Below are 26,157 nucleotides of genomic sequence, written 5' to 3'. Positions count from 1 at the left end.
TTATAGGCAACTTTAAGAGATTATTGTCTTATCGATGTTAAAAGTAAGAGGGACGTATAAGAATTTAGATATTCTCATTTATTGCTGATTAGCACGTCACACTTCTGTTCTTGGCGTATTGTTGTGAAGGTCATATCAATCACTTCCTGACAAGCGCTCGAACGTACCTGGCCTACAACAATGATTTAAAGTGTGAAATTCGGTAATATGCGCACAAAACATTGACCGTGGTATTTTCGATGAGACATTTAAAATCGACCGTTCATCCAGACATAGAGCATTTGGATGACAAAATTGTTTTTCAGCGCAATGCAGCGCGAGCCATTGTACTTGATGGTGAAGATGTGCTGTTGCTCTATACAGAACGTTACCATGACTACACGCTACCAGGCGGTGGTATTGATGATGGTGAAGATGTCATTGCTGGATTAGTCCGTGAATTAGAGGAAGAAACGGGCGCCCAAAATATACATGGTATTAAGCCTTTCGGAATCTTTGAGGAGTTTCGTCCGTGGTACAAGGATGACGCTGACGTGATGCACATGGTGTCGTATTGTTATACATGTAAAATCGAACGTGAGCTAGGCGAAACGGCGTATGAAGATTACGAAGTTAAAAATGGAATGCGCCCGGTATGGATGAACATACACGAAGCAATTGCACACAATGAAAAAACGATGGCAGAAAGCCCGAAAAAAGGCATGAGCATTGAGCGCGAAACGTTTTTACTTCAGTTGATTTCTAAAGAATTACTATAAACAGTTAGTTTGCATCATTACGACTTAGCTTCTGTTGGCTCTATTGTGGGCAAAGATTTTAGAGCAATAAAAAAGTCCGGACTCCCCCCCGGAACCCGGACTTATTCCAGACGCGCAAGCGAAGCGTCATCTTGATATGTTAGATTTGTTTCGAACTATGAAAACAATAGCTGTTTTACATTTAGTGTGTAAATAATTATTAGGTCTGACCATTGGTTTTCATGTTTTTTTGCAAACGCAATGTGACGCATATCTACCCAATTGCCAAGCGCAATTGGGGCGCTTTTTAGTAAACCACTACTCTTTCTTATCTTTGAGATACCTTACCTCAACTTTTTTGCACACGTTTGCATAGAGATCACGAGTTTTCAAATTCGCCGAACAGGATCTTGTAATTTTACGTTTCTCTGACATTGAGCTCTGTCGTAGCTTTTATCACAAATTAACTAGCGGAGGCAGTCGGCTAAAGTCGACCAGCGGTTGTGAAATCATAGGAGCGTCTGGAGCAAATAAGAGTAAAGGTTGAAATGATGAGGATTGTAACTGACCGATATCTATCAACTTTTCCAATGCATAGAAGCGGCTGACATATTGGCGAGTCTCGTTAGGCAGCGTGAGTTGTTGGAAATCTCGACTTCCTGCTCGCTGAATAGCACGTGCAACACGTCCTTCTCCGGCATTGTATGCAGCTAAAGTGAGAGCCATATTTTGATCGAATTTGTTGTATAAAAACGCCAGGTACTTGAGCGCGGCCGTTGTGCTAGCTTCTGTGTCAAAGCGATCGTCTTGTTTTGTATTTATCGTTAATCCGAAACGTTTCGCTGTGGCTGGTATCAGTTGCCAAAGTCCGGCGGCGTTAGCGTGAGAAACGGCTTTGGGGTTGTAAGAAGATTCTAACATTGGCACTAAGGCTAGGCTATTTGGTAATGAGTGGTTTTGAAGCTGTTTGAAAATGTGGTTAATTACCGGCTTGTATGAATCGAGACGCTTGGCAATTTGTGGCTTGTATGGGGCTAATATTTGATACTGCGTTTGAATATCGACAGCATTTGGTTTTGCCGGGCATGTGAATGGAAGGTAGGACAGAAAGGCAATAAAAAGGCCTACAGTACTCAGCCGAGATGGCGACTGAATCTGTAGGCAAGACGAACATCGTTTAGAACGATTTATCTTCATAAGTGTGTTGCACAGGTTGTTTGAGTTGACTGACCAACTCATGGAACGCCGCAGAGCTGTGGCCATTGCTCTGATTGTATTGTTGGCACTGACTTACCAACGTTTCCAATAGCGCCCATTGTTTTCTAGCTTGCATACCTATTTGGGCAGGCAAAGCATTGAAAATTCGTTTTACGCTGGCGTCATTACACGCTAACCCCAGCGCTCGCATACACTGGCTTCTGTCATTGGCGGAGCGGCTGAGTTTATTGAGTATCGGCATTTGTTTCTGAACATTGTCGTTCAGTGCCTCTCCATCAAACTTTAAGTACAATACCTTTTGCTGCTGCAGCAAAGGAAGCAGTTGTTGATAAAGCTTAATATCCTCAGATATAGAGCGAACAAATTGTTGAATTCGCTGCGATACTGCGCTTGCCATGATGTCTTCCTAGCGTTTTATTACTCGTGACCTGTATGGAACTGCATGATTGCCTTGGATAGCACTTTTGTATCTAGGCTAAGTTCACCACGCGCTAATGCGTTGCGTACTTGTTCTACTTTTTCCATATCAACATCAGGTAGTGATGCCATTTCAGCTTGAGCGCGATCTATCGCTACGGTATTCGCTTGAAATGCAGGCTCGTGTACTTTGCTCTGTTCGACGACGTCGACAGGCTGTTTGCTTGCTTGCTGTAATTTTGTTTGTGGGACATGACCGCCCGCGACTTTGTCGATTTTCATGCTGTGGTCCTCATCATCATGTTCTAAATTAAGTAGGCGGTTAGAATGTGATAAACATTAAATATTTTTTTTGTACTCGAAGTTCAGTGTTACTGACGAGAGCCAAAATTAAAAAATGTTACCCCGAGTCAAAAAATCAAAATTGAGTATGAACCTGGTTTAATCCAGTTACGACTGCTCTTATGACCTTGCCCGAACTTGGGTTTTCCACGTCAATTTGTTGCCCTTTCGCTCCATCTTCTAAGGCGACTCCTTTTGTGCTGGCACTAAATCCATTTTTGCTCGCAATGACTATGACTTCATTGCCTTTCTCGATTAGAGGTGGGGCCGACAAATTGGATGGATTAACCACTTGTCCAGCCCGCAAACGACGAGAGGTTTCTAAGCCTACTGCTTGCTCGGGGCGAGTATAAAAATCGTCTTGGCGAGAGATGGTTCGGGTTTCAAGCTTTATGTGTTTAGCCGTTACGACTTCATTTCGGCCAACCGTGGTTGTCGCGACCAAAACAGGCAGAGTCAGCGAAGACTTTATCGTAACGTTAATTCGCCATGGTGATGCGATATTGTCGCAGCTGACTGAGCGCTTGAGGTTACCGACTGGCAACGTGTTGTTGTCACGACCTGTGATAACTAAAGGAGATTCACATTCTGGCAAGTGATTGGCTGAACCGGGTACCCACATGTCGAAGTCCAGTTTGTACTTCCCCCACTGATTGGAGAGCGCTACGCGATCCACCTCTTGTTCGAAATCCGTTGCTACAACGGACCTTATCTCTTCAACGCTTAGGGTTTTGTCATTGGTGTTGGCGAATGCTTGTTCTGATGTCAAAGCGAGTAACGTCAGCATTATTGTTGAGGAAGTGGACACTTTCCTCTTGTTTTTAATGCTTTCCGAGAACCGGAAGTTTGGCTTCCATCCTTGTTTATAAGTCATTGATATATATAACTATTTTTTATGGCACGTATCTTGTTTGTATGTTGGCGTATTCGAGCCAACTGTAAGGAAGATGCATGGCGATCACATTTGAAAATGCTTTAGGAGTACATCCAGAGGCACTTAATTTTCGCGTTCAGCGTACCAAAGTCCTCGCCAGTAACCTAGCAAATGTTGACACCCCTGGGTATTTGGCGAAAGACCTAAGTTTCACCACCGTAATGAACCAAGTAACGGCAGGTGGTGTGAACAAACCGGTGCCAAAGTTCCAGGTTCAGGCCCAATACTCGGTGCCTTACCAGAATAGCAAAAATGGCAACACCGTAGAGCTTGGTGTTGAACAAGCAAAATTCACGCAAAACAACATGGACTTTCAAACTAGCCTGACGTTTCTCAACATGAAATTTAATGGCTTAGCGAAAGCGATTGAGGGACGTTAATTATGTCATTCACTGATATTTACTCGATCACTGGTTCCGCGATGACAGCACAAACTGTGCGTCTGAATACGGTAGCCAGTAACTTAGCAAACGCAGATGCAGTATCTGCAAATCCAGAAGATGCTTATAAAGCGCTTAAGCCAGTATTTGCGACTGTGTACCAAAAAACGCAAATGACAACAGAAAATGGAGCTTATCCCAATGCAGAAGTTCGCATTGTTGACGTTGTTAAAAATGCTGGAGATGCAGAGAAGCGTTTTGAGCCGAACAACCCACTGGCTAATGATGAAGGCTATGTGTTTTACCCAGATATTGATGTAGTTGCTGAAATGGCAGACATGATGTCCGCAACACGCAGCTTCGAAACGAATGTTGAAGTATTAGCCAATGTAAAAAGTATGCAGCAAGGTCTGCTTAGATTAGGGCAGGGCAGCTAATGAGTATTGCACAATACACCCCTTTATCGTCTGACGCTCCAGTAAATACAAAAGCAAAAGACAGCAACGGTATCTCACCAAACCCTAAAGACATGAACAGCGCTTCTTCATTGGAGAATGAGTTTATTTCTTTGATGGTGGCTCAAATTCAAAACCAAGACCCACTTAATCCCCTTGATGGTACGGAATACGTTGGTCAATTGGCTCAGTTCTCGCAGGTACAAAGTACCGAGAATATGTCTAAGACAATGCAACAGAGCATGGTGTTACTGGACAACATGCAAGTGCTATCAACAGCGGGCCTTGTTGGGCAAACGGTTTACGTCAATGCGGATGAATTTCAGCTTGGTGAAGACGTACAAAACGGAAAAATCGAACTCGCTCATAGCTCAAACCAAGTCACGTTAGTTGTTAAAGATGAATTTGGTCAATCAACTAAAGTGCCACTAGGTGCTCACGGCAAAGGTGACGTCGACTTTTCAATTAATCCTGAAGAACTTGGTCTTAAACCAGGCAAATACTCAGTGGCCGTAGAAGTGCAAGAAGGGCAAGCAAGTCCAAATGTGCTGATGGCAGGCACTGTTGAGCAAGTGCGCATTCCTAATACCGGTGGCGCAGCATTAGTCAATGTCCATGGCGTTGGCAACGTTCCTTTCTATCAAATCACTCAGTTTGGTGCTTAACCAAATACGGAAATCAGAGGTCTATTTATGAGTTTTAACATCGCACTAAGTGGTCTGGACGCGACCAACACAGAGCTAAACACAATCAGTCACAACATTGCCAACGCATCAACGTATGGTTTTAAAGGTGGCCGCACAGAATTCTCCGCTGTATATAACGGCATGCAACCTGGTGGTGTGGAAGTCGCGTCAATTTCACAGAACTTCGACAAAGACGGCAGTATCACAGGAACTGGCCGTGCGATGGACCTAGCTATTAATGGCGGTGGCTTTTTTGTTACTAAAGATAATATGGGTCAAATGTTGTACACACGTTCAGGTGTGTTCTCAACGGATAAGAACAACTTTGTTACGGCTAACAGCGGTGCAAAGCTTCAAGGTTACAGTGTCGATAGCAACAACAACCTAATGACAGGTTCTGTGGGTAATATTCAGGTATCGACTTCCTCACTGAATGCTAAAGCAACAGACAGCTTAGATTTTGTTGCGAACTTCGACGCAAGTGCGTCTGTTATTGATAAAGCCGTAACGCCATTCAATCCAAAAGATCCAAGCTCATTTAACTCGTCTTACACAACAAAAGTCTACGACTCACTGGGTAACTCGCACACGGTAACTCAGTACTTTACTAAGACTGCTTCTAACTCGTGGGAAGTGAACGTTCAAGTAGATGGCGGTACGACGCCAGTAGCAACTGTGCCTGTAACGTTTGGTAAAGACGGCTCGCTTTCAGCACCAACTGCGCCGTTTAATGTTTCATTCCCTGCTGCAGGCGCGAACGCGATGAGTGTAGACATTAACCTGAAAGGCAGCACGCAATTTGGTGCAGCTTTTGGCGTAAGTACTAATAGTCCTAACGGTTACACATCAGGTGAACTTGCAGGTGTACGCGTTGAAGGTAACGGCATGGTTTACGCGACTTACACTAACGGCCAATCACAGCTACAAGGTCAGGTTGTTCTTGCTGATTTTGCAAACACACAAGGCTTAGCGAAAGTGAGTGGAACATCATGGACTCAAAGCTTTAGCTCAGGTGCTCCAATTATGGGTGTTCCGGGTTCAGGTACGATGGGTGACCTAACTCCGGGTGCATTAGAAGGTTCTAACGTTGACTTAACCAGCGAGCTTGTTGCTCTAATGACTGCACAACGCAACTACCAAGCAAACGCAAAGACAATTTCTACCAGCGACAAGCTTACTCAAGCTTTGTTTAACGCGGTGTAATGGGAGTTTTGCATGGATAGTTTGTTATTTACGGCAACGTCGGGTGCCAGCCGAGTTCTTAAAGCGCAGCACGTTCGTTCAGACAACTTATCAAATGCTGATACTGCGGGTTTTCGAGCGGATATGGAGCGTGTGCGTAGTGTAGAGATGCAAGGCCCAGGTTTTGATGGTCGCACTATGGTTGTGACCAACTCTGCCTCAACACGTTTCGACGCTGGCGATATTGTGAAAACAGGACGTCCGTTGGACGTTGCGGTTATGGGGGAGGGATATCTCTCTGTAGAAACCCCAGCGGGTAACGAAGCTTACACCCGTGCAGGCAATATTCAGGTCGATACTTTTGGCGCTCTAACAATCAATGGGTTCCCTGTCCTCGGTGACAATGGTCCTTTGGTTGTGCCGGATTATCAAAAGATTGAAATCAGCGAGCGTGGTCAAGTCTCAGTGATCCCACCAGGTGGCGGCGCAGAAATTGTGGCAGGCACTTTGAAGTTGGTTAAACCGGAAATTAATCAACTGCAAAAAGAGAGCGATAGCTTGCTGCACAGCGTAGATGGCGTGCCATTCGCGGCAGATGAAACCGTGCAACTCTCTCCTGAGCACATTGAGGGCAGTAACGTATCTGCTATTGATGAATTAGTTAGTGTGATGTCGCTGACGCGCAACTTTGAAATGCAAGTTCGCATGATGAAAACGGCGGAAACTCTAGCAAAAGCTGGTAACAAATTAATGGCGGCGAGCTAAGTCTCGCCCCGCAAGGAGTAAAAAATGCATTCAGCATTATGGGTAAGTAAGACAGGCATGGCAGCGCAAGACACGAAGATGACTGCCATTTCTAACAACCTAGCAAACGTAAACACGGTTGGCTTTAAGCGTGACCGAGTCGTATTTGAAGATCTTTTCTACAGCATTCAGCGTCAACCAGGCGCTCAAGTAGACCAAGTTAACGAACTACCAAGTGGTATTCAGCTAGGTAGCGGTGTTCGCGTTGTTGGCACACAAAAAGTGTTCACGCAAGGTAATACCCAAAACACAACGCAAGAGTTGGATCTTGCTGTAATGGGTCAGGGTTTCTTCCAAATAGAAAACTCGGACGGACAGATCATGTATACACGTAATGGTCAGTTCCATCGAAACTCAGAAGGCTTAATGGTGAACAGTCAGGGCCTGCCTTTAGAGCCTCAAATCCAGATCCCTGACAATGCGGTCTCTTTCTCTGTGGGTGTTGATGGCACCGTGACTACAACAACAGCAGACGATCCAACACCTCAGCAGCTTGGTCAAATTACACTTGCAAAATTCATCAATCCAGCCGGCTTAGAGGCCATGGGTGGCAACTTATTCCGTGAAACGGAAGCCAGCGGTCCAGCTGATGAGCTGATTGCAGGAGCTGATGGTGCCGGCATTATCAAGCAAGGTGCACTGGAAGGGTCAAACGTACAAGTAGTAGAAGAGATGGTCGACATGATCACCACTCAACGTGCGTATGAGATGAATGCGAAAGTGGTCTCTGCTGCAGATGACATGCTGAAGTTTGTTTCGCAATCAATGTAAGTATGAAATTGGTGATGATGAAGGAAAAAGCAATGAAATGGCTTTCTAAGAGTTGGGCAGTAGCCGCCGTGTTGCTGGTGGGATGTGCTGGCCGTCAGGAATTTATTCCGCCTGAGCCGAATGCTGAGGAATATGCACCACCAACGCTCGATTACACGCTGCCGGAAACCCAATCTGGTAGCCTTTATCGTCACCAATACACGATGACCCTGTTTCAGGATCGTCGTGCTTACCGAGTTGGCGATGTATTAACGGTTCAACTATCAGAAGAAACCTCATCGAGTAAAAATGCGGGTACTAAGTTCGGTAAAAGTTCAGCAATTAACTTTGTGGCGCCGACCATAGGCACGAAAACTATCGATGAGTTAGGGGTTAGCGTGGATGGCAAACGTAACTTCGATGGCAGTGCATCAAGTTCACAAGGCAACAAGCTTCAAGGTGCCATTACGGTAACGGTACACGAAGTATTACCTAATGGCGTATTGCGTATCAGCGGTGAAAAATGGCTTCGTCTTAATCAAGGCGACGAGTTTATTCGCCTAACCGGTATCGTCCGTGTGGATGATATTAACCGCAGTAACCAAGTTTCTTCTCAACGAATTGCTGATGCAAGAATTACCTACGCAGGTCGCGGAGCCCTAGCTGACAGCAACGCAGCCGGGTGGCTAACTCAGTTCTTCAACAGCCCATGGGTACCTTTCTAATGAAGACAATGCAATCTTTCTTTATGTCTCTCCTATTGGTGTTGACCTTGGGACTACCAGGCACTTCACGTGCTGAAGCGGAAATTCCGATCATGGACTTGGTCGATGTTCGCGGCATTCGAGAAAACCAACTGGTTGGTTATGGTTTGGTGGTTGGCTTAGCCGGCCAAGGTGACCGAAACCAAGTGAAATTTACCTCTCAATCTATTACCAACATGCTACGTCAGTTTGGGGTTCAAATTGATGACAGTATGAACCCTAAGCTACGAAATGTGGCTTCTGTGAGTGTGACAGCGTCCGTTGATCCAATGGCAGGCCCAGGACAAACGTTGGATGTGGTTGTGTCTTCAATCGGTGATGCAAAGAGCCTTCGCGGTGGTACGTTATTGCTAACGCCTTTACGTGGTATTGATGGCGAAGTGTACGCGATTGCGCAAGGCAACGTGGTTGTGGGGGGCTTATCTGCAGAGGGGCGAAGTGGCTCCAAAGTAGAAGTGAACACACCAACGGCGGGTCGCGTTCCGAATGGTGCGACTTTAGAGAGAGAAATCAAAACCGATTTCAACCAACGTGATGAAATCACCCTAAACCTGCGCAAGCCTAGCTTCACTACAGCAAAAAATATTGCGCGTGAAATTAACAACACTTTTGGACCTAACGTTGCAGTTGCGATCAATAAAGCGCGCATTGATATGCGTGCACCAAAAGATACACAGCAGCGTGTCGTCATGATGTCGATGCTTGAAGAAATGAGCGTCGTTGAAGGCCGTAAACCAGCTCGTATTGTCTTTAACTCTCGCACTGGCACCGTGGTGATCGGTAAGAGTGTCAAAGTGAGTGAAGCAGCAGTAAGTCACGGTAACTTAACCGTGCGAATTTCTGAATCACAACAAGTTAGTCAGCCTAATGCGTTTGCAAATGGCGATACGAAAGTCGTTAACCAAACGGATCTTGATGTGAATGAAGATCTCGCTCAGATGGTGATTTGGCCTCCAGGCACGGAACTTAACACCATAGTTAATGCGGTAAATAGTTTAGGTGCCACGCCTACAGACTTGATGTCTATCCTGCAAGCTTTGAGTGAAGCGGGTGCATTGAACGCTGAATTGGTCGTGATATAAGGAGTTAAGGATGAAGCTAGACAGTACCAATGAACAAACTCAGTTAAATTCGATGCTTTATCACGACAACAGTGCATTGGCTAACATCAAGCATAGTCGTGATCAAGAAGGCGCACTTGAAGTCGTCGCAGGTCAATTTGAGGCAATGTTCTTACAAATGGTGTTACGCCAAATGCGCAGCAGTAGTGATGCTCTTGCTGATAAAGACAGCCCGTTTGCCAGTCAGCAACAAGGGGTATTCCGTGATATGTATGACGGTCAGCTGGCGATGGAACTAGCAAAGAAACAGAGCTCAGGCATTGCCAATATGCTCATCCAACAGCTGAGCCCGTCTATGCGTGAGGTTGCTTTCGATGCTGCGCGCAACATCTCATCCGCTAACGATGGTAAAGCTTCGAATTCTGAATCTATCTCACAAGTAGATTCTAAAGAGGTGGAGAAGAATTCAAGCCTATTTAATACCGCTTCTCAAGCCGTCGCCTCTGTTAAACAGGTATTCGGTGAGGCCGGTATGACTACCGCGTTTTCTCAGCCGTTGATCAGAAAAATGGAGCTGTAAATGAACCTAGTTAATATTGCCCTTTCAGGTTTAGGCGCGAACCGTGTGGCCCTAGACGTAACCGCGCAAAACGTGGCAAACGTGAATACCGTGGGTTACAGTCGTCAACAAGCGTTGATGGCGTCTGTCGATGATGGTAAAGCCAATCGCTTAAGTCCAGGTTTAGGGGTAGAAGTCACTAGCATTCGCCGCGTTACTGATCAATTTCTGATTAAGCAAACGTGGTCGACTAACAGTATGGCGGCATACGCATCTGGATACACCAGTAACATGAGTCAGCTGGAGAATACGCTTGGTGCCGATGGTTTCAGTATATCGGCTGGCTTGGACTCGCTAAACGCTGCGCTTAACGATGCGACCGTTAAGCCGGAATCCATACCTTACCGCCAGCAGATCATTAACGAATCTGAAGCTTTGGCCCGCCGTTTTAATACGCTTACCGAGTCTTTATACAATCAACATAAAGACATGAGCGACCAACGTAATGCAGCGCTTAACCACGCGAATAGCCTTATGGAAAATATCGCGAAGGTGAACAAGCAACTGGTAGAGATGCAAGGTACAGGTGGTAACCCATCACAGTTAATGGATGAACGAGATAGGTTAATCGGTGAGTTATCTCAAACCATTGAAATCAAAACAACACAGCAGCATGACGGCAGTGTTCAGGTCACACTAACCTCTGGTCAACCGCTTGTGATGGGTACGGACCATGGCAAACTGGAAGCCATTCCTGACCCGAGTGATCCTTACTTAGCGGACTTACACGTCACGTTCTCGAATCAAAGCTTTGCGATTGGTGACTCGCTTGGTGGCAAATTAGGTGCGATTAATGACTATCAAACCGAAGTGTTGAAACCAAACCAACTGGCTCTGAATGACATGGCGAAAGCTCTCGCGGATGAATACAACGCCGTGCTTGCAACTGGCAAAGACTTAAATGGCAACCCAGGTAAACCTTTGTTCAGCTATGACCCAGCAAACCCTGCAGCCAGTTTGGATATTACCAAGCTAACTCCAGATGAGCTTGCGTTCTCAAGTGATGGAACACCTGGTAACGCAGATGCGTTGCAATCATTGATCGAGTTAAGCAACAAGCCAGTGGCGGTATCAGGTTACGGCTCAGTAAGCTTGAACGATGCCTTTAGTTCAATGGTGGGTCAAACCGCAATTAAAGCACGCCAAGCTAACGCTGATTATCAAGCGAAGTTAGCCATGAACAAGCAAGCGCACGCAGCTCGCGATAATGTTAGTTCCGTAAACAGCGATGAAGAAGCGGCTAACCTAATGATGTTTGCTAATGCGCACAATGCCAACATGAAAGTGATCAGCACAGCAAATCAACTGCTCGATTCTATTCTGCGGTTATTCTAAGAGGAAAGTTTAGATGCGAATTAGTGACAATCAATTTAGTCAAATGATGTTGCACAGCTTGCAGAGCAATAGCGCGGGATTAGGCGAAGCTCTGCAACAGATGTCTACTGGCAAGCGCTTGACCAAGCTGTCTGATGATCCAATGGCTTCGATCAAGTTGCTTAACTTAGACCGAGAAACCAGTGCGATTGCTCAGTACAAAAACAATATTGAAAACGTAAAAACGACGCTATCGAGTCAAGAAACCCATTTAGATTCGATCAAAGAAAGCTTAAAAAGCATGCGAGACATCGCGCTTTGGGGTGCGAACGGCTCTCTTACTGACGAAAGTCGTGGCGGTATGATTACAGAGCTTAAGAGTTACCGTGACTCTATTGAGTCGTCTTTTAACGCGCAGGATGAAGAAGGGCACTACCTTTTCTCTGGTACTAAAACGGATACTGCGGCTGTAAGTAAAGCGAGCGGCAGCTACGTAATTGAAGGTAATAGTGACAAGCGCGTAGTAACAATTGCTAAAGGTGTCACGATGGATTCCAATATGACTGCAAAAGAAATATTGGACCTTGGGGGAGGCCATAACGTGCTTAACCAAATTGATGCGCTGATCAAAGAGTTTGAGAGCCCTACCGCCAACTTCAGAGCTGAAGTTGAGGCGAGTATCAGCGCTATCGACGATACTTTTTCAAACGTACTAGGGACCATGACTGAGATTGGTGGTCGACACAACAACTTAGATCTTGTTGGTGGCGCGCACAGTGAAAACAAGCTGTTCGTTGACAAAGTATCTGGAGACCTCTCTGCTCTGGACTATGGTGAAGCGTCGGTACGATTGAGTAATTACATGGCCGCTTTGCAAGCAACGCAAGCAAGCTATGTGAAGATCGATGGTTTGTCGCTGTTTGACCGTTTATAAGGTTAGGAAGTTCTTTTTATGGTAATGAGTACAGTAGAGGTTAGACCCCATAGCATACGCTTAGGTGGACAAGAACAAGCCTCTATCATGCCGACCCGTTCTGCAGACTCAAGTACGGCAATTAAACCGCGCCCGGCGCAAATTCAGGCTGACACTGCGTCAGCCTACTCTGTATCTGGTATTCAGCTTACGCAGGGTCAGCAGCAAGCCACGGCGGTTCAGATCGCGTCCAAATCGCTGCAGGTGATTGGCAAAGAGCTCACGCAAATTAAACGTGGTTTGACGCAAGCTATTAATCAAGGCGTACAAAATGTTCCTGGTTTGCAGGATACATTGGTTCGTTCTAAAGCCACCATCCAAAAAGTCGTTGAGCAAGCACGTTTCGATGGCCAGAAAGTCCTAAATAACGAACTGCACTTAAAACTGGATAAAGCGGATATTCGTCGCTTTTCTATTCCAGGTTTGAATGTTCATCGCTTAAGCGACAAGGCCGAGCAAATCCGTTTGGATTTTCCTCAAGGTCAAGCGGTGATGATTCAGTTTGATGGACAATCAGACGGTGAGCGAACGGTCAAAATGCTGGATCGCAGCTTGATTGCGTTAGGAATGCGAGCCTCATTAGCCGATGATGGCAGCATTTTATTTGAAGCCAGAGACAACGCTTATCAACAAATGCAGCAAAAGGTGATGGTAACGGGGGAAGGGCACCGATTCCCTGCGGGACAGCCTAACGTTTTGAACTTAAAGTCTGAGCCAGATGGTATTGCGGAGCTCGGGTTTGATCTAGGCTCACGCGACGGCATCAAGCAGACGATTGCCAAAGTAAATCAGCATCTGAAACAAGTTCAAACGAGCTTGCAGGAAGCGAAAGCTTTTCATGGTGAACTGAATACTCAAATGCGTTCTATCCAAACCAAAACCGCACAGCTTTCAGTCAATGAGGTGAATGCAAAACTGGATGGATTCATGCAAAAGTCTGGCGAGTTTACTTCGACTTTTCAGGCATTGAATGCGCAAGCAAACGTGCGTCGTCATACCGTGGTCGCTTTACTGAAGTAACGAACACTCCAATGATTCCCGGCTTTACACTGTTATCGTCCCCCAATAACGAAAACAGCGCACTGTCGGGAATCTCTCTTTGACTCGTCTAGGGCTCGAGTGCTTTTGCCACCGAACGATTCAATTTCTGGAATAGCCATCCAAGTGCTATCAAAGATGCACCTAAGCCTAAGAAGCTTATTGCTCGCCAGAACCCATCCAGAGAGCTCACATCCCATAAGAATACTTTCAGTGCGACACCGGCAAGGACCGCTAGACCGACACGCTGCATCATCAGCCCCTGTTGGGTCACGCCGCGCCAAGTCAGCAATCCACCTACGAGCAAGCCAGCCACTGAATAACTGAACAACTCTGCCATGCTGGTTGGCTGATACAGCATCATCGATGTGGTTTGCCAGAATTGACGGATAGACATCCCCAACCAAATGGCTGCAAGTAAAAAGCCTAGACTAGCAATCGCAAATCGATGAACTTGCAACGTATTCCAGCGTTTAAAGGTTGCGATAAGCAGGATGCAAGCTGGTAACAGCCAGCCGATACTCAGCATGTTAAAGATGGGAAGTGCTTGTGCCGAGACGTTATCAGTCACCAACGGCGATTCTGCCGTATTAAGCAAAATAATCAATATAGCGAACGCGCACCAAAGCAAGTAACTATAGATTTCGTAGATACGGCTTAAGCGTTGCGCAAATTGGCTGCGGTAGCTGTATACCAAACCCATAACTAATGCTTGATTGGCAAAGACTGCCGCACTTGTGAAGTCGATGTTCCCCAAGTAACCATATTGCCCCGTTAACCAGTAGTTAGTTTGGGTGAACAATGCCATTAAGAATACATGTAAAAACGCCCCTTCAAACCAGTTGGTCAGTTCTCGGTCCACTTGTTTTAGTGTTGAACGAGCATAAGACAAGATGAAGAGAGAAGGCAGATAACTCACCAGAACCCAAGCCCAATGCCCAGCTTCTACCGGTTGCCATTCGGGTATGAAAGGTAGCAGCGTGAGTCGGATAACCAGTATTCCCATTGCCACTTTAATCGCCCAACTCGCAGGTCGAAATAACCCGACTTGAGCCTGTAAGGCCATTATCGCAACTTGTATTGAGATTGCTGTTGTTAACCAAGTATCACTCAACCAAACAAAAGCGATACCTACGATTAAAGCATGCATAACGGCAGAGCATTCTAATGCCAACGAACGTGCACGCTGACCAAGCACAACGTAGTAAGTGGCCATCAATGCGCAGAATGCAGTCCAATACCACAGGTAGCCTTGCATAAATTCGTCAATATAAAACAACGTAATTAAGCTCATCGCGGGAGCCAGTACCAGCAGAAGCAGCCCACTGAGTTGCGAACGGTCACTAAGTGATTGGCAATATGTTCGATAGCAGATCAGCGCAATACTCACCGCCAATGCGAATAGGATGCTAGCTTCTAGCTCTAACATATACAGCGCATTAAAAGCGATGGTAAGAACAATCAGCGCGGTTGCTGAGACGAGAATGGATGGCAAAAATACACGTAATGACCAGCCTGTACGAAGTGCTGGTAGCCAGATGATCGCAACAAGCAGCGTATAACAGTACGCCATTTGTAGAGTGTTCAGATCCGGCATTCTGGTGACGGCAGAAAAGGTCAATAAAGCAGTTGCGAGAGCGGTAGCGGTCGGCGAGTTTGTCCACTTGCTTTGATAGTGACGAAAGCGAGGATTGAGCATCCAACCCATTCTCGGAACCGCGAAAATGAGATACAAAGTGATGGAGAGATAAATCGCGAGCCACGAGAACAACCGTTCTGTTGGTGTACTCTCAATCAACAGCAACATCCAAATGACATGTGGAATCGCGATACTTGGCGTAATCCATGACCTACGCACTTTTTGCATCAATAAGGTCGCCGCGAACGAAATTGCGCAGATGTATCCGGCTAACAAAAAGTAGTTGGGTTCATTACCCCCAATCCACAGTGGTGCTGTGTAGCCACCAATTAAGCCAAGCACGGCCATTAACGGCCCTTGTCGCAATGATAATGCTAAACTGAAAAATGCCGCTGAAGCCAAGATGATCAACGAGATACTCGGCGTTAGCATTTGATAAACCACAAAGGCAAAAATGACGGTGCAGTAAATGCCCGTTAATCCCGTACCGGTAACAGCAGCAGGAACATACGTAAAGCCTTGGGCTCGTGCTGCCCGTTGCGGATTCTGTTGTTCTTTACGGTGAAACCACTCGCCAACAAGCACCATAAGTAATGAGATCACAAAGGCAAAGGACACTCGCATAAATGGCGAAAACTGGATGTGACTACCAATCACCTGTACGAGATAACCTCCACCGATCAGCATGGCCAATGCGCCTACCCAAACCAACCAATTTTCTTGAATGTTGCTAAGCAGGCTCTGAACTTTACTCTGAAGGAATGACTCATTTTCTTGACTAAAAACATCCAGTTGCACTTCTCTTGTCTGGGCGTACCCTTGATTCGCAGCGCTCTGGTCCAAGTCTAGGTTGGCAGCTGGATCATGTTCCCCAGAGGATGAGACATTTTTCTGTGGTGATTCTATGTGAGGTGACGTCGCTACAGATGGTGTGTCTTTTTCGATGCTGGATTGTTGGTGCGCTTGTGGGTGTGAGCCCCCATGGACACTGGCTCGTAGTGATGTGACTTCCTCACGAAGTTTGGTTAGTTCTTTTTCTAAAAGTGCAGCTCGGTTGGCGGCTTTCACTCCGATGAGGATGGCGAGACACGCCATGAACAGTGCTAGTATTACGTACAATCCATTTCTCCTTGCGTACGTCGCGTGACCCACGATTCTTAACTTTGAGCACTTACGCTAAAGCTTAGTTCATGCTCTATGCCTTAGCCTCATATAGTGCTAGGTTCCGCGCTTTCTTCAGAAATCATTCTACATAATGAAACTCAATGCGTAATGATGAATTCGACAAAGTCGCACACTTGTGTGCCACTTTAAGACCTGATGAACAAAAATGAGTCGTTAAGTCATTGGGGGTCAACTATATTCATAGTTCTGATGCGATCGCCAAAGGACTTCAAACATGTGCGTTTCGTAGCGATGTCATCGAAGGTCAGTCGTTTGATTTGCACGTTCGGTTGTTTCTATTTGACCGTAAGGCTGAATGTATTCGGGTATAGCGCATTCACGCGAAAAAAGACAAAAACAGGTAATTATTGATGCAAGTGGGTAATGAAGCGCTGGTGCTGTCAGCGGTTGGGGTTATTGGTTTAGGTTGCCAATGGTTAGCTTGGCGATTGCGTTTGCCAGCGATTTTATTTTTGTTGTTGGCAGGGCTGATCGTCGGGCCATTTATGCAGTGGTTAAATCCTGATGAGATATTAGGTAATTTGCTCTTTCCGTTGGTTTCTTTAGCGGTGGCAGTGATTTTATTTGAAGGCAGTTTGACCTTAAATTTTAAAGAAATTCGTGGCGTGAGTGGTTCGGTATGGAGCATCGTTTCCATCGGGGCGATCATTTCATGGGCAGCGACCAGTATTGCAACACACTATTTCCTCGGCTTTACTTGGGAGCTTGCCATGTTGTTCGGCAGCTTAACCGTAGTAACAGGGCCGACGGTCATCGTGCCACTTCTACGAACCGTAAGACCTAACAGTACGCTTGCTAACATTTTGCGCTGGGAAGGGATTTTGATTGACCCGCTCGGTGCGCTTTTTGTTGTGATGGTTTACGAGTTTATCGTATCTCACAGTGCAATAAATAGCGTCGAAGTGTTTGGGACGATCATTGCTGTCGGTGTCATGCTAGGTGCGGCCTCAGGCTATGCAGTTGCGACGATCATGCGTCGTTCTTGGCTACCGGAATATTTGCAGCCATTTGCGGTTTTGATGGTGGTTCTAGGTGTATTTTCGGTCTCTAACCACATTGAGTCTGAAGCTGGGTTACTAACCGTCACCGTAATGGGTATGTGGCTCGCAAACGCTAAAGACATCAATATTCAGCAAATTCTGCACTTCAAAGAGCATTTAACCATTTTACTGATCACCGGATTGTTCATCTTCCTTGCGGCTCGAATCAGTCTGGATGATTTTGCTGCGCTAGGTAGCGGTGCGTTATTGTTGTTTGTATTTATGCAGTTAGTGTCGCGTCCGTTATCGATTTTTCTTTCAACCTTCCGCAGTAACTTGCGTCTTAAAGATAAGCTGTTTTTGTCTTGGGTTGCACCGCGCGGTATTGTTGCTGCTTCGATTTCGTCTCTTTTCGCGATCAAATTGACCGAATACGGCATTGATGAAGCGATTTTACTGGTCCCTATGACCTTCATGGTGATTATAGGAACGGTCGTGTTACAAAGTGCGACGGCACGTCCTGTAGCGCTGACGTTGGGCGTCGCAGAGCCAGCACCACGCGGCTTCTTGTTGATTGGTGCTAACCGAGTAGCAAGAGAAATAGGGCAGGCGCTGGCGCGTTATGACCGTCGCGTATTAATGACTGACTCAAACTGGGAGTACATCAGTCAGGTTCGTATGTTGGGATTGGATTACTATTACGGCAACCCTATTTCTAGTCACGCGGACGACAACTTGAACTTGATAGGAATAGGTCAAGTGGTTGCATTAACGCCCGATCAGCATTTCAACATTATGGCTTGCATGCAATTCGTCGACGAGTTTGGGGAAGATAAAGTTCACTGCTTACAAAAAGTGAAAACCAACAGCAATGGCAGCGAGAAGCACTCCGTGGCTCAGGAGTACCATGGTAAATTGCTGATGGGCGGCAATGTAAGCTATACCCAGCTAGCCAGTATGTTAAGTCGTGGTGCAGAGGTTAAACACACGAAATTGAGCGATAACTTCACGTATCAAGATTATTTAGCGCATCACAAAGGTAGTTCAGTTGTACCGCTGTTCCATGTAGAAGAAAAAGGAAAAATTCAATTCTGTGATGATCCCGAACAGTTTGAACCAACGACGACAAGCACTGTTGTGTCGCTAATTCTGTCGGACAGCGTAAAGTAAACTACAGAGCAATGTGATCCATTTGCATCATGGGTATCGTACGCTGATTATCTCAATTTGAAGAGAAACTTGCCGGCTTGTTTAAAACGGAAAGCGAGTTTCTTTTCTTATAATGTCAGGGGCAGTCGAGATTCATTACTCGTTTCGGAAAAGTAATCCGGCAAATTCACAAAATTCGCATTGACGTTACTGATAAGGATCGCAATACTGCGCGACTGTTTTACTTTAGGGTGACATTATGGCTCCGCAAACTAACCGAAAAGATTTACACCTAGATGCTGTTTTACATCATGATATGAGCATGAAGCATAAAACGGCGGGTTTTGAGTCTGTCGAGTTTGAACACTGTGCGCTGCCAGAATGTGACTTTCACGCGATCGATTTATCGACAGAGTTTCTTGGTCATCAATTAGCGCTACCATTTTTGATTAGCTCGATGACTGGCGGAGCAAAAGACGCAGAAACGATCAATTGTCGTTTGGCTGAAGCCGCAAGTGAATTAGGTATTGCCATGGGTGTCGGCTCGCAACGGATTAGCTTAGAAGAAAGTCAGCATTCGGGCTTGGGTAAAACCATTCGTGAGTTGGCGAAAGAAGTACCGTTGTATTCCAATCTTGGAGCCGCTCAATTGCTCGATAAAGGTAAACTCGATAATGCGCAACGTGCGGTAGAGGCGATTCAAGCAGATGCCTTGTTTGTGCACGTTAATCCAATGCAGGAAGCGTTTCAGAAAAATGGCGACCACAATTGGGTTGGTGTTTTCCAGGCAATTGAGATGCTTAAATCTCGCGTGAAGGTTCCTATCATTATCAAAGAAGTCGGTTTTGGTATTAGCGGACACGTTGCGCAGCGATTAATTGATGCTGGTGTGGATGCAATTGACGTTGCGGGCGCGGGTGGTACAAGCTGGAGTGCGGTTGAAGGGTATTGCCAAGATAATCCGAGAATGCAGCGTGCAGCCGAGCTTTTCCGCGATTGGGGTGTCCCTACAGCAACATGTTTGGCTCAAATCCGCGCACTGCATCCTACATTACCCTTGATCGCCTCGGGAGGTGTTCATAACGGACTTGAAGCGGCGAAAGCCATTCATTTGGGTGCTAATCTCATTGGGCAAGCTGGTGCGGTATTAAAAGCTGCGACGATCAGCACGCAGTCTGTCGTCGATCACTTTGAACAAATGGCATTAGAGCTGCGTTTAGCGTGCTTTGGTACTGGCTCTTTTAAGGTTGGTGAGCTAACAAAAGCGCGCTGCCTATAGCTTTTAGAATGGCGCGCTTTACACAGTGTCGCTCAATAATTTTTCGGTGTCTTAACACGTAGACTGATAATTTCGTTATAGTTGATACAAAAGTCACTTCAGCTAGTGACGCCTTTATTCAGACACTTGAATGGGCATGTGTTGAAGAGATTGAGTTTAATTTTACTATTGTTTGCAACTGGAACCTTAAATTTATGAAAAAACTAGTCATGCTGATGTTGGCGGCTTCTGCTTTGACCGCTTGTAGTGATGAAGTGGGCACTGAAGGCTGGTGTAACGACATGCGCGATAAGCCAAAAACAGAATGGACAGCAGACAACGCGGTAGACTTTGCAAAGCATTGTGTTCTGCAAGATGGTGTCGGCAGCGAGCAATGGTGTGAAAACCTGAAAGATAAGCCGAAAGGTGACTGGACTGCAAACGAAGCGACCAGCTTTACTAAACACTGCATTTTTTAAGCACAGCGGAAAGCGCCTTTTCTGAGGCGACATTCTGTGAGGGAAACACCAAGCGTTATTGCTTGGTGTTTTTGTATCTAAAATAGCTCGATTTTTCACGTGTCGAGCGCACTTCCCTCTGAATGGAATGTTTTACATTTTCGTTTCATTTTTGAAAACCTGTATTGCCTGTCTTTAATTTTTCGTATTGCAATGGCATGGTGTCGAGATAGCCATCTAATTCAATTAGATTCATAACAAAAAGGAATTCAAATGGAAGTACTAAAAGGCTCATGTCTGTGCGGCAAGGTAAAGTTGGAAGTGGCAGATGAATTTAAGTACATGGGAAATTGCCATTGCTCTGAATGCCGCAAGTTCACAGGTTCTGACTATTCATCTGCCGGTGGTATTGCGTTGGATAAACTGCTTATTATCCAAGGGAAAGAAGATATTCAAACTTATCAGAAAAGCGAAAATACCATGCTATGCTTTTGTCGCCACTGCGGATCGAGCCTGTATTCGAAAAAGAACAATGGGATCGTCAATATTCGCCTTGGTATCTTGGATGACACACCTTCTCACAAGCCTGATTTCCATATTTTTGTCGCATCGAAAGCGCCATGGATCGAGATATCGGACAACCTGACTCAATTTGATGCAGGGCCCAGATAGTAGAGTTGTTGTAGATAAGTATTTAGAAACAGAGCGCGTTACAATACGCTTGCGACACGCTCTGTGCTTTTACTTTGTATATTAGAACGGAGACGACTATTTGGCGTCTTGTAGTTCTTCTAAGCCACCTGCATTGTGCAGATTCGTAAAGCCTTGTGATTGTAAGTATTGATACGCTTTGCCAGAGCGGTTACCACTGCGACAGTACAACACGATAGCTTGATCTTTATCGACGTCTTGAAAATGTTTATCAAGTTCAGATAAAGGGAAGTTGACGGCATTATCCAAATGCCCTTCAGAAAACTCTTGCGGCGTGCGCACATCGACAATCATCGCGCCCTTGTCAATCAATTGCCACCCTTGTTCAGCGCGTTCAGAAGCCGACACGTTGGGTGAGAGGAAGCTCACGCACAACGTTGCAAGAAATAGAGATACGGCCTTTTTCATTGTTTGATTATCCTTTTTAAGAGTACGTAACCACTCTAGATTTGATTGAGCACATTTTCCATCATAAAGAGATGCTAAGTGGTTGTGAATGCGATAATTCGATAGAAAACTTTATTTAATTTAATAAAAAATTTTTATCAAATTTACCTCTTGAACTCTCATTTTTCGACCTTATTATTTTCATCGAAAGCGAGCTGTCGACTCGCAAATCCATCTTGATGTTTATTTTGTCTTTTATTTTTGGTTCCAAGTAGGAGGCACTTAAAAATGAAAATTCGTCCTTTAAATGACAAGCTAATTGTTGAAAGACAAGAGGTGGAAAATAAATCTGAAGGGGGAATCGTTTTAACTTCTCAGTCGGTGAAAAAATCAAACCGCGGGAAAGTCATTGCTGTTGGTTTAGGTAAACGTCTTGAAAATGGCGAACGCGCTGCGATGGAAGTCAAAGTGGGCGACCAAATCATTTTCAATGACGGTTACGGCGTGAAAACCGAGAAAATTGACGGCGCAGAATACTTAATTCTGTCCGAATCTGATGTGTTAGCAATCGTTGAGTAATTATTTTTGTAGTAGTTTTTTGAGGAGATAACCATGGCTGCAAAAGACGTATTATTTGCTAATGACGCACGTCAAAAAATGCTGAAAGGTGTGAACTTACTGGCGGACGCAGTAAAAGTGACACTAGGCCCGAAAGGCCGCAACGTTGTGCTTGATAAATCTTACGGCGCGCCAACCATCACCAAAGATGGCGTGTCTGTAGCGAAAGAAATCGAACTGAAAGATAAGTTCGAAAACATGGGCGCACAAATGGTGAAACAAGTGGCGTCCAAAGCGAATGATGAAGCGGGTGACGGTACAACGACGGCTACCGTACTGGCGCAATCTTTCATCAATGAAGGTCTTAAAGCGGTAGCCTCTGGCATGAACCCAATGGACCTAAAACGTGGTATCGACAAAGCCACTGAAGCGGCGGTTGAGAAACTACGTGAAATGTCTAAGCCATGCAGCGACAAAGAATCCATCACCCAAGTGGGTAGCATTTCTGCAAACAGCGATCGCGCGATCGGTGAAATCATTGCAGAAGCGATGGAGAAAGTGGGTCGCAATGGCGTGATTACGGTTGAAGAAGGCCAAGGTCTAAACAACGAATTGTCTGTGGTTGAAGGTATGCAATTTGACCGCGGTTACTTGTCGCCATACTTCATCACTAACCAAGAAAATGGCAGCGTAGAGCTAGACAACCCTTACATCCTATTGGTGGACAAAAAAGTCAGCAGCATCCGCGAGCTATTGCCTGTACTAGAAGAAGTGGCGAAATCTTCTCGCTCGCTATTGATCATTGCTGAAGACATCGAAGGTGAAGCGCTAGCGACATTGGTTGTGAACAACATGCGCGGCATCGTGCGTGCGACCGCGGTGAAAGCGCCTGGCTTTGGTGACAACCGTAAAGCGATGATGGAAGACATTGCGGTACTAACTGCTGGTACGGTCATCTCTGAAGAAATCGGCCTAGAGCTCGAAAAAGCAACGTTAGAGCAACTAGGTAGTGCGAAGAAAGTGACCATCACCAAAGACACAACAACCATTGTGGGTGGCGCAGCAGAAGCAAGCGCGATTGCTGATCGTGTGGCTTCGATTGAAAAACAAATCGAAACAACCACCTCTCAATACGATAAAGACAAGCTTCAACAACGTGTTGCGAAGCTTTCTGGCGGCGTAGCGGTGATCAAGATCGGCGCTGCAACCGAAGTTGAGATGAAAGAGAAGAAAGATCGCGTGGACGATGCACTACACGCTACTCGCGCAGCGGTTGAAGAAGGTATTGTTGCTGGTGGTGGTGTTGCCCTAACTAAGATCGCGAAAGAATTGGCGGATCTAAAAGGCGACAATGATGACCAAAACGTGGGTATCCGAGTTGCGCTACGTGCAATGGAAGAGCCTCTTCGTCAAATCGCAACTAACGCAGGTGACGAAGCTTCTGTTGTGGCGAACGCTGTCAAAGCTGGTGATGCCGATTACGGTTACAACGCTGCAACAGGTGAATACGGCAACATGATCGAAATGGGCATCTTGGACCCTGCGAAAGTAACACGTTCAGCGCTTCAATTCGCAGCGTCTGTTGCTGGCTTGATGATCACCACTGAAGCGATGATCACCAACCACGTTGAAGACAAAGAACTTGATATCTAACGTCATCAACCGTTAGTGATTAAGTAAGCGTTAAAATAACAATAACATTGCAAAACCTAAGCGGGCTCGCTTGAGCCCGCTAATCAGTCATTTGAGGTAAGTGTTATGACCCGTTTACCTGCGTTTTCTTTCTCAATATCTGAGCCGGGCGGTAATGAAGCTTCGTCAACGTGGCCGACTGCTATTCACTTCCCCCTCGTTCCAGCTGGGCCAGAGTTTTCGATCGAAAATGCTCTGCCTAAACGTCCGACAGTGACGATATTCACTATCGATCTGTCTCAGTTATTTAAAGGGGACGCTCGGGTCATCCATTAACTGTATCGAAACAGCCAGCGCACGTTGGCTGTTTTTTTCTAATTTAAAGTATTGAAAATGTAGATTTTTAATTGATTACTGCCACTTGTTCAATGATCAATTTGAATTGGGATAATCGGACCGCAAGCGTACTACACCTTTAAGCCCAGCATCGCGCCGAAAATGATCAATCCCGCCCCACATGCTTGATTGAGTCGATGCTTAATCTTCAACAAGAAAGCTTGTAGCTGGGATGACGTGAATAAAACAGCAACGATAGAAAACCAAATACCATGCAGCGCAATCATACAAATCCCGTAAAAAAAGGCGATGTGTTGCTGATTAGAGTCGGGAGAAATCACTTGGCTAAAAATACTCAGAAAAAACAGCATCGTCTTGGGATTGAGTAAATTACACAGAAATCCCTGCATGAAAAATCGCCACATTGAATACTCGCTCTGTTGAATGGTTTCTGAGTTTGACGCAGGCTGCGAGGAGAATATTCCTTTAATCCCAAGGTAGACAAGATAAGCGGCCCCAAGATAGCGCACGAGATTAAACAACCATTCATTTTGTGAAATTAAGTAACTGATCCCCAGCATGGAGTAAGCGATGTGGATGCTGATCGCCATGCTGATACCAATCGCACTGTACACGCCTGCTTTTCGTCCTTGATTTAAGCTATTTCTTAATACCAAAACAAAGTCTGCGCCAGGGCTAATAACAATAAGCACACCTAATAACGCAAGAGTTACAAATTCCATATCGATTTCCTGTTTGAATGATGGTAGCGGAATTGTAGGCGTCTTTATTACTGACTATAATCGAAAAATATTCCCATATTGGTGAGAAAAACTCACAGATGCGTCACCTGAAATCTTTTTATGTCTTCCACGTTGCGGCGAGTTCTTCAAGCTACACTGAAGCGGCTGACAAACTGAACATTACCCACGGAGCCGTGAGTAAGCAGATCAAGCAACTTGAGCAATATCTGTCTCAACCTTTGTTCTTCAAAGAGGGCAGGAAAGTCGTGTTGACGGCAGAAGGCGAATTACTCAAGACATACACAGAAACGGCATTCCAAACGCTAGAAACAGGCGTGAATACGCTTATGCAAGAGAAGCATCAGCATCTTGAAGTGTCTTGTGAACCGACATTAACCATGCGCTGGTTGATGCCAAGGTTGGCCGCGTTTAATGATGAACACCGTGCTGATGTTCGTTTGTCGACGGCTGGTGGCCCGGTAACATTAGGATCAACTGGGCTTTCGATGGCGATTCGTCGAGACGATTTTGCGCAGCATCACGATTATGACAAAACCATTCTTGTGGAAGAGTGGGTGGGGCCGGTATTTTCTCCTGAGTATTGGCAATCCATTAAAGACAATTTGAAAGCAGCTCGATTGTTGAATAGCCAAACCAGACCGAATGCTTGGGCGGATTGGCAGCAATCAACACGTTGTGAAACTTTCAACGGCAACACTCAGCAATCATTCGCGCATTTTTATTTTTGCATACAAGCAGCGGTGGACGGCTTAGGCGTCGCAATGGGATCGTATCCTTTTGTCATGGACGATATTAAGCGTGGTAATTTGGTCGCACCATTTGGGTTTTCTCCATCAAGTTGCAATTACGTTTTATTGAGTCAAGATAAAAAGCGTACAGAACTCGAACATAAATTTATCACGTGGTTACAAACGCAAATGGCAGAGTGTGTGCCACTGTCATCACAGCAGATTACGCAAGGCGAATAGAAGGCATAGAGCGAGATTACGTCAGTCAGTTTTATGGAAAAAGGCTTAGGAAATTGGAAATGGAAAACCTCAATATTGTTGAAATCAAATCATTTGTTCCGGCGAAAGATTACGCGCTATCAAAACGCTTTTATGAGGCGATTGGCTTTGAAATGGCATCGGACTTCGGTGATGTAGCATACTTCTCTCAAGGTAGCTGCGCGTTTCTTTTACAGAATTTTTATGAGCCAGAACACGGCAATAACTTCATGATGCACTTGCTCGTAGAAGACGCAGAAAGCTGGCATCAGCACTTATCCAAAGTGGGTCATGAAGAATTTGGTTCGCGTTTGACTGAGCTGGTCGAGCAACCTTGGGGCATGCGCGAATGTTGTTTGTTTGACCCTAGCGGCGTTTTATGGCGAATTGGTCAGAACATGAATACTGACTAACGCCAGTCTTATTTTCACCACATCTAC

General features: G+C 45.6%; 29 protein-coding genes. 22 read left to right on the top strand and 7 right to left on the bottom strand.

The window, feature by feature from the left end; genetic code table 11:
* Window positions 1-239 precede the first annotated feature (239 nt).
* Entirely contained in the window at window positions 240-758 is a 519-nt protein-coding gene (locus tag R8O10_RS05575; protein WP_005374021.1) for an NUDIX hydrolase, read from the top strand.
* Between the two features lie 435 nt (window positions 759-1,193).
* Here the strand turns inward: R8O10_RS05575 and R8O10_RS05570 are convergent, their stop codons facing one another.
* The 4 genes from R8O10_RS05570 to flgA all read right to left on the bottom strand — a co-directional run bounded on the left by R8O10_RS05570 (window position 1,194) and on the right by flgA (window position 3,588).
* Window positions 1,194-1,934: a lytic transglycosylase domain-containing protein gene (locus tag R8O10_RS05570; RefSeq protein ID WP_318191186.1), complete on the bottom strand. Its 741-nt coding sequence runs from the start codon at window positions 1,932-1,934 to the stop codon at window positions 1,194-1,196.
* Window positions 1,915-2,352 carry a flagellar export chaperone FlgN gene (gene flgN / locus R8O10_RS05565; protein WP_005374018.1) on the bottom strand — a complete coding sequence of 146 codons (438 nt, stop codon included), beginning with the start codon at window positions 2,350-2,352 and terminating at the stop codon, window positions 1,915-1,917. The genes R8O10_RS05570 and flgN overlap by 20 nt, the downstream gene beginning before the upstream one ends.
* A gap of 20 nt (window positions 2,353-2,372) precedes the next feature.
* On the bottom strand, window positions 2,373-2,654 hold the full coding sequence (flgM, locus tag R8O10_RS05560) for a flagellar biosynthesis anti-sigma factor FlgM (protein ID WP_005374016.1): 282 nt from the start codon (window positions 2,652-2,654) through the stop codon (window positions 2,373-2,375).
* Window positions 2,655-2,790: 136 nt separating this feature from the next.
* Window positions 2,791-3,588 (bottom strand): flagellar basal body P-ring formation chaperone FlgA, encoded by a 798-nt coding sequence (gene flgA / locus R8O10_RS05555; RefSeq protein WP_053304631.1) that lies wholly within the window; start codon window positions 3,586-3,588, stop codon window positions 2,791-2,793.
* Window positions 3,589-3,665: 77 nt separating this feature from the next.
* Here flgA and flgB point away from each other — a divergent pair, with 77 nt between their 5' ends.
* The 12 genes from flgB to R8O10_RS05495 are packed head-to-tail and all read left to right on the top strand — an operon-like array spanning window position 3,666 to window position 13,656.
* Complete coding sequence (flgB, locus tag R8O10_RS05550) at window positions 3,666-4,028, top strand: flagellar basal body rod protein FlgB (RefSeq protein ID WP_005374013.1); 363 nt, start codon at window positions 3,666-3,668, stop codon at window positions 4,026-4,028.
* A 2-nt stretch (window positions 4,029-4,030) separates the two neighbouring features.
* Window positions 4,031-4,465 carry a flagellar basal body rod protein FlgC gene (gene flgC / locus R8O10_RS05545; protein ID WP_005374012.1) on the top strand — a complete coding sequence of 145 codons (435 nt, stop codon included), beginning with the start codon at window positions 4,031-4,033 and terminating at the stop codon, window positions 4,463-4,465.
* Entirely contained in the window at window positions 4,465-5,148 is a 684-nt protein-coding gene (flgD, locus tag R8O10_RS05540) for a flagellar hook assembly protein FlgD (protein WP_005384410.1), read from the top strand. Before flgC ends, flgD begins: the two co-directional genes overlap by 1 nt.
* Window positions 5,149-5,175: 27 nt before the next feature.
* Window positions 5,176-6,372 (top strand): flagellar hook protein FlgE, encoded by a 1,197-nt coding sequence (flgE, locus tag R8O10_RS05535; RefSeq protein WP_005374010.1) that lies wholly within the window; start codon window positions 5,176-5,178, stop codon window positions 6,370-6,372.
* Window positions 6,373-6,384: 12 nt separating this feature from the next.
* The gene (gene flgF / locus R8O10_RS05530) at window positions 6,385-7,116 is read left to right on the top strand and encodes a flagellar basal-body rod protein FlgF (RefSeq protein WP_318191185.1); all 732 of its coding nucleotides are present in this window, start codon (window positions 6,385-6,387) and stop codon (window positions 7,114-7,116) included.
* A gap of 24 nt (window positions 7,117-7,140) precedes the next feature.
* Complete coding sequence (gene flgG / locus R8O10_RS05525) at window positions 7,141-7,926, top strand: flagellar basal-body rod protein FlgG (RefSeq protein WP_005374008.1); 786 nt, start codon at window positions 7,141-7,143, stop codon at window positions 7,924-7,926.
* A 32-nt stretch (window positions 7,927-7,958) separates the two neighbouring features.
* Window positions 7,959-8,630, top strand: coding sequence for a flagellar basal body L-ring protein FlgH (gene flgH, locus R8O10_RS05520; protein ID WP_017635111.1), 672 nt, complete (start codon window positions 7,959-7,961; stop codon window positions 8,628-8,630).
* Entirely contained in the window at window positions 8,615-9,751 is a 1,137-nt protein-coding gene (locus R8O10_RS05515; RefSeq protein ID WP_086026720.1) for a flagellar basal body P-ring protein FlgI, read from the top strand. The genes flgH and R8O10_RS05515 overlap by 16 nt, the downstream gene beginning before the upstream one ends.
* A 10-nt stretch (window positions 9,752-9,761) precedes the next feature.
* Window positions 9,762-10,310: a rod-binding protein gene (locus R8O10_RS05510; protein ID WP_005374002.1), complete on the top strand. Its 549-nt coding sequence runs from the start codon at window positions 9,762-9,764 to the stop codon at window positions 10,308-10,310.
* Window positions 10,311-11,684, top strand: coding sequence for a flagellar hook-associated protein FlgK (gene flgK, locus R8O10_RS05505; RefSeq protein ID WP_318191184.1), 1,374 nt, complete (start codon window positions 10,311-10,313; stop codon window positions 11,682-11,684).
* Between the two features lie 13 nt (window positions 11,685-11,697).
* The gene (flgL, locus tag R8O10_RS05500) at window positions 11,698-12,597 is read left to right on the top strand and encodes a flagellar hook-associated protein FlgL (protein ID WP_005373998.1); all 900 of its coding nucleotides are present in this window, start codon (window positions 11,698-11,700) and stop codon (window positions 12,595-12,597) included.
* 18 nt (window positions 12,598-12,615) lie between these two features.
* Window positions 12,616-13,656: a flagellin gene (locus R8O10_RS05495; protein WP_005373996.1), complete on the top strand. Its 1,041-nt coding sequence runs from the start codon at window positions 12,616-12,618 to the stop codon at window positions 13,654-13,656.
* An 88-nt stretch (window positions 13,657-13,744) separates the two neighbouring features.
* Here R8O10_RS05495 and R8O10_RS05490 read toward each other — a convergent pair whose 3' ends face one another.
* Window positions 13,745-16,408, bottom strand: coding sequence for a DUF2339 domain-containing protein (locus tag R8O10_RS05490; RefSeq protein ID WP_412035159.1), 2,664 nt, complete (start codon window positions 16,406-16,408; stop codon window positions 13,745-13,747).
* A 440-nt stretch (window positions 16,409-16,848) separates the two neighbouring features.
* Between R8O10_RS05490 and R8O10_RS05485 the strand changes: the two genes are divergently transcribed.
* From R8O10_RS05485 to R8O10_RS05470, 4 genes are all read left to right on the top strand, one after another.
* Complete coding sequence (locus R8O10_RS05485; protein WP_169628649.1) at window positions 16,849-18,648, top strand: cation:proton antiporter; 1,800 nt, start codon at window positions 16,849-16,851, stop codon at window positions 18,646-18,648.
* A gap of 238 nt (window positions 18,649-18,886) precedes the next feature.
* Window positions 18,887-19,906 carry a type 2 isopentenyl-diphosphate Delta-isomerase gene (gene fni / locus R8O10_RS05480; RefSeq protein ID WP_318191182.1) on the top strand — a complete coding sequence of 340 codons (1,020 nt, stop codon included), beginning with the start codon at window positions 18,887-18,889 and terminating at the stop codon, window positions 19,904-19,906.
* Between the two features lie 194 nt (window positions 19,907-20,100).
* Window positions 20,101-20,364 (top strand): DUF3012 domain-containing protein, encoded by a 264-nt coding sequence (locus R8O10_RS05475; protein ID WP_005373992.1) that lies wholly within the window; start codon window positions 20,101-20,103, stop codon window positions 20,362-20,364.
* Window positions 20,365-20,616: 252 nt separating this feature from the next.
* Window positions 20,617-21,015, top strand: coding sequence for a GFA family protein (locus tag R8O10_RS05470; RefSeq protein WP_005373991.1), 399 nt, complete (start codon window positions 20,617-20,619; stop codon window positions 21,013-21,015).
* A 96-nt stretch (window positions 21,016-21,111) separates the two neighbouring features.
* On the opposite strand, the gene R8O10_RS05465 is transcribed toward R8O10_RS05470, so the two are convergent.
* Complete coding sequence (locus R8O10_RS05465) at window positions 21,112-21,462, bottom strand: rhodanese-like domain-containing protein (protein ID WP_151515805.1); 351 nt, start codon at window positions 21,460-21,462, stop codon at window positions 21,112-21,114.
* 267 nt (window positions 21,463-21,729) lie between these two features.
* Between R8O10_RS05465 and R8O10_RS05460 the strand changes: the two genes are divergently transcribed.
* The 3 genes from R8O10_RS05460 (at window position 21,730) to R8O10_RS05450 (ending at window position 23,967) form a co-directional block, all read left to right on the top strand.
* Window positions 21,730-22,020, top strand: coding sequence for a co-chaperone GroES (locus R8O10_RS05460; protein ID WP_005373989.1), 291 nt, complete (start codon window positions 21,730-21,732; stop codon window positions 22,018-22,020).
* Window positions 22,021-22,053: 33 nt separating this feature from the next.
* Window positions 22,054-23,652: a chaperonin GroEL gene (groL, locus tag R8O10_RS05455; RefSeq protein ID WP_005388702.1), complete on the top strand. Its 1,599-nt coding sequence runs from the start codon at window positions 22,054-22,056 to the stop codon at window positions 23,650-23,652.
* 105 nt (window positions 23,653-23,757) lie between these two features.
* Entirely contained in the window at window positions 23,758-23,967 is a 210-nt protein-coding gene (locus R8O10_RS05450; RefSeq protein ID WP_005373984.1) for a hypothetical protein, read from the top strand.
* A gap of 131 nt (window positions 23,968-24,098) precedes the next feature.
* On the opposite strand, the gene R8O10_RS05445 is transcribed toward R8O10_RS05450, so the two are convergent.
* On the bottom strand, window positions 24,099-24,710 hold the full coding sequence (locus R8O10_RS05445) for a LysE family translocator (RefSeq protein WP_318191181.1): 612 nt from the start codon (window positions 24,708-24,710) through the stop codon (window positions 24,099-24,101).
* A 98-nt stretch (window positions 24,711-24,808) separates the two neighbouring features.
* Here R8O10_RS05445 and R8O10_RS05440 point away from each other — a divergent pair, with 98 nt between their 5' ends.
* Window positions 24,809-25,699 (top strand): LysR family transcriptional regulator, encoded by an 891-nt coding sequence (locus R8O10_RS05440; RefSeq protein ID WP_064369418.1) that lies wholly within the window; start codon window positions 24,809-24,811, stop codon window positions 25,697-25,699.
* Between the two features lie 59 nt (window positions 25,700-25,758).
* Window positions 25,759-26,130, top strand: a complete 372-nt coding sequence (locus R8O10_RS05435; RefSeq protein WP_005373979.1) for a VOC family protein — start codon at window positions 25,759-25,761, stop codon at window positions 26,128-26,130.
* The last annotated feature ends 27 nt before the right edge of the window (window positions 26,131-26,157 follow it).

The sequence above is a fragment of the Vibrio sp. 1727 genome (assembly GCF_033344415.1).
In the GTDB taxonomy this organism is placed as follows: Bacteria; Pseudomonadota; Gammaproteobacteria; order Enterobacterales; family Vibrionaceae; genus Vibrio; species Vibrio alginolyticus.
The sequence above is the reverse complement of the archived record's forward strand: the minus strand, read 5'-3'. Positions and strand labels throughout refer to the sequence as shown.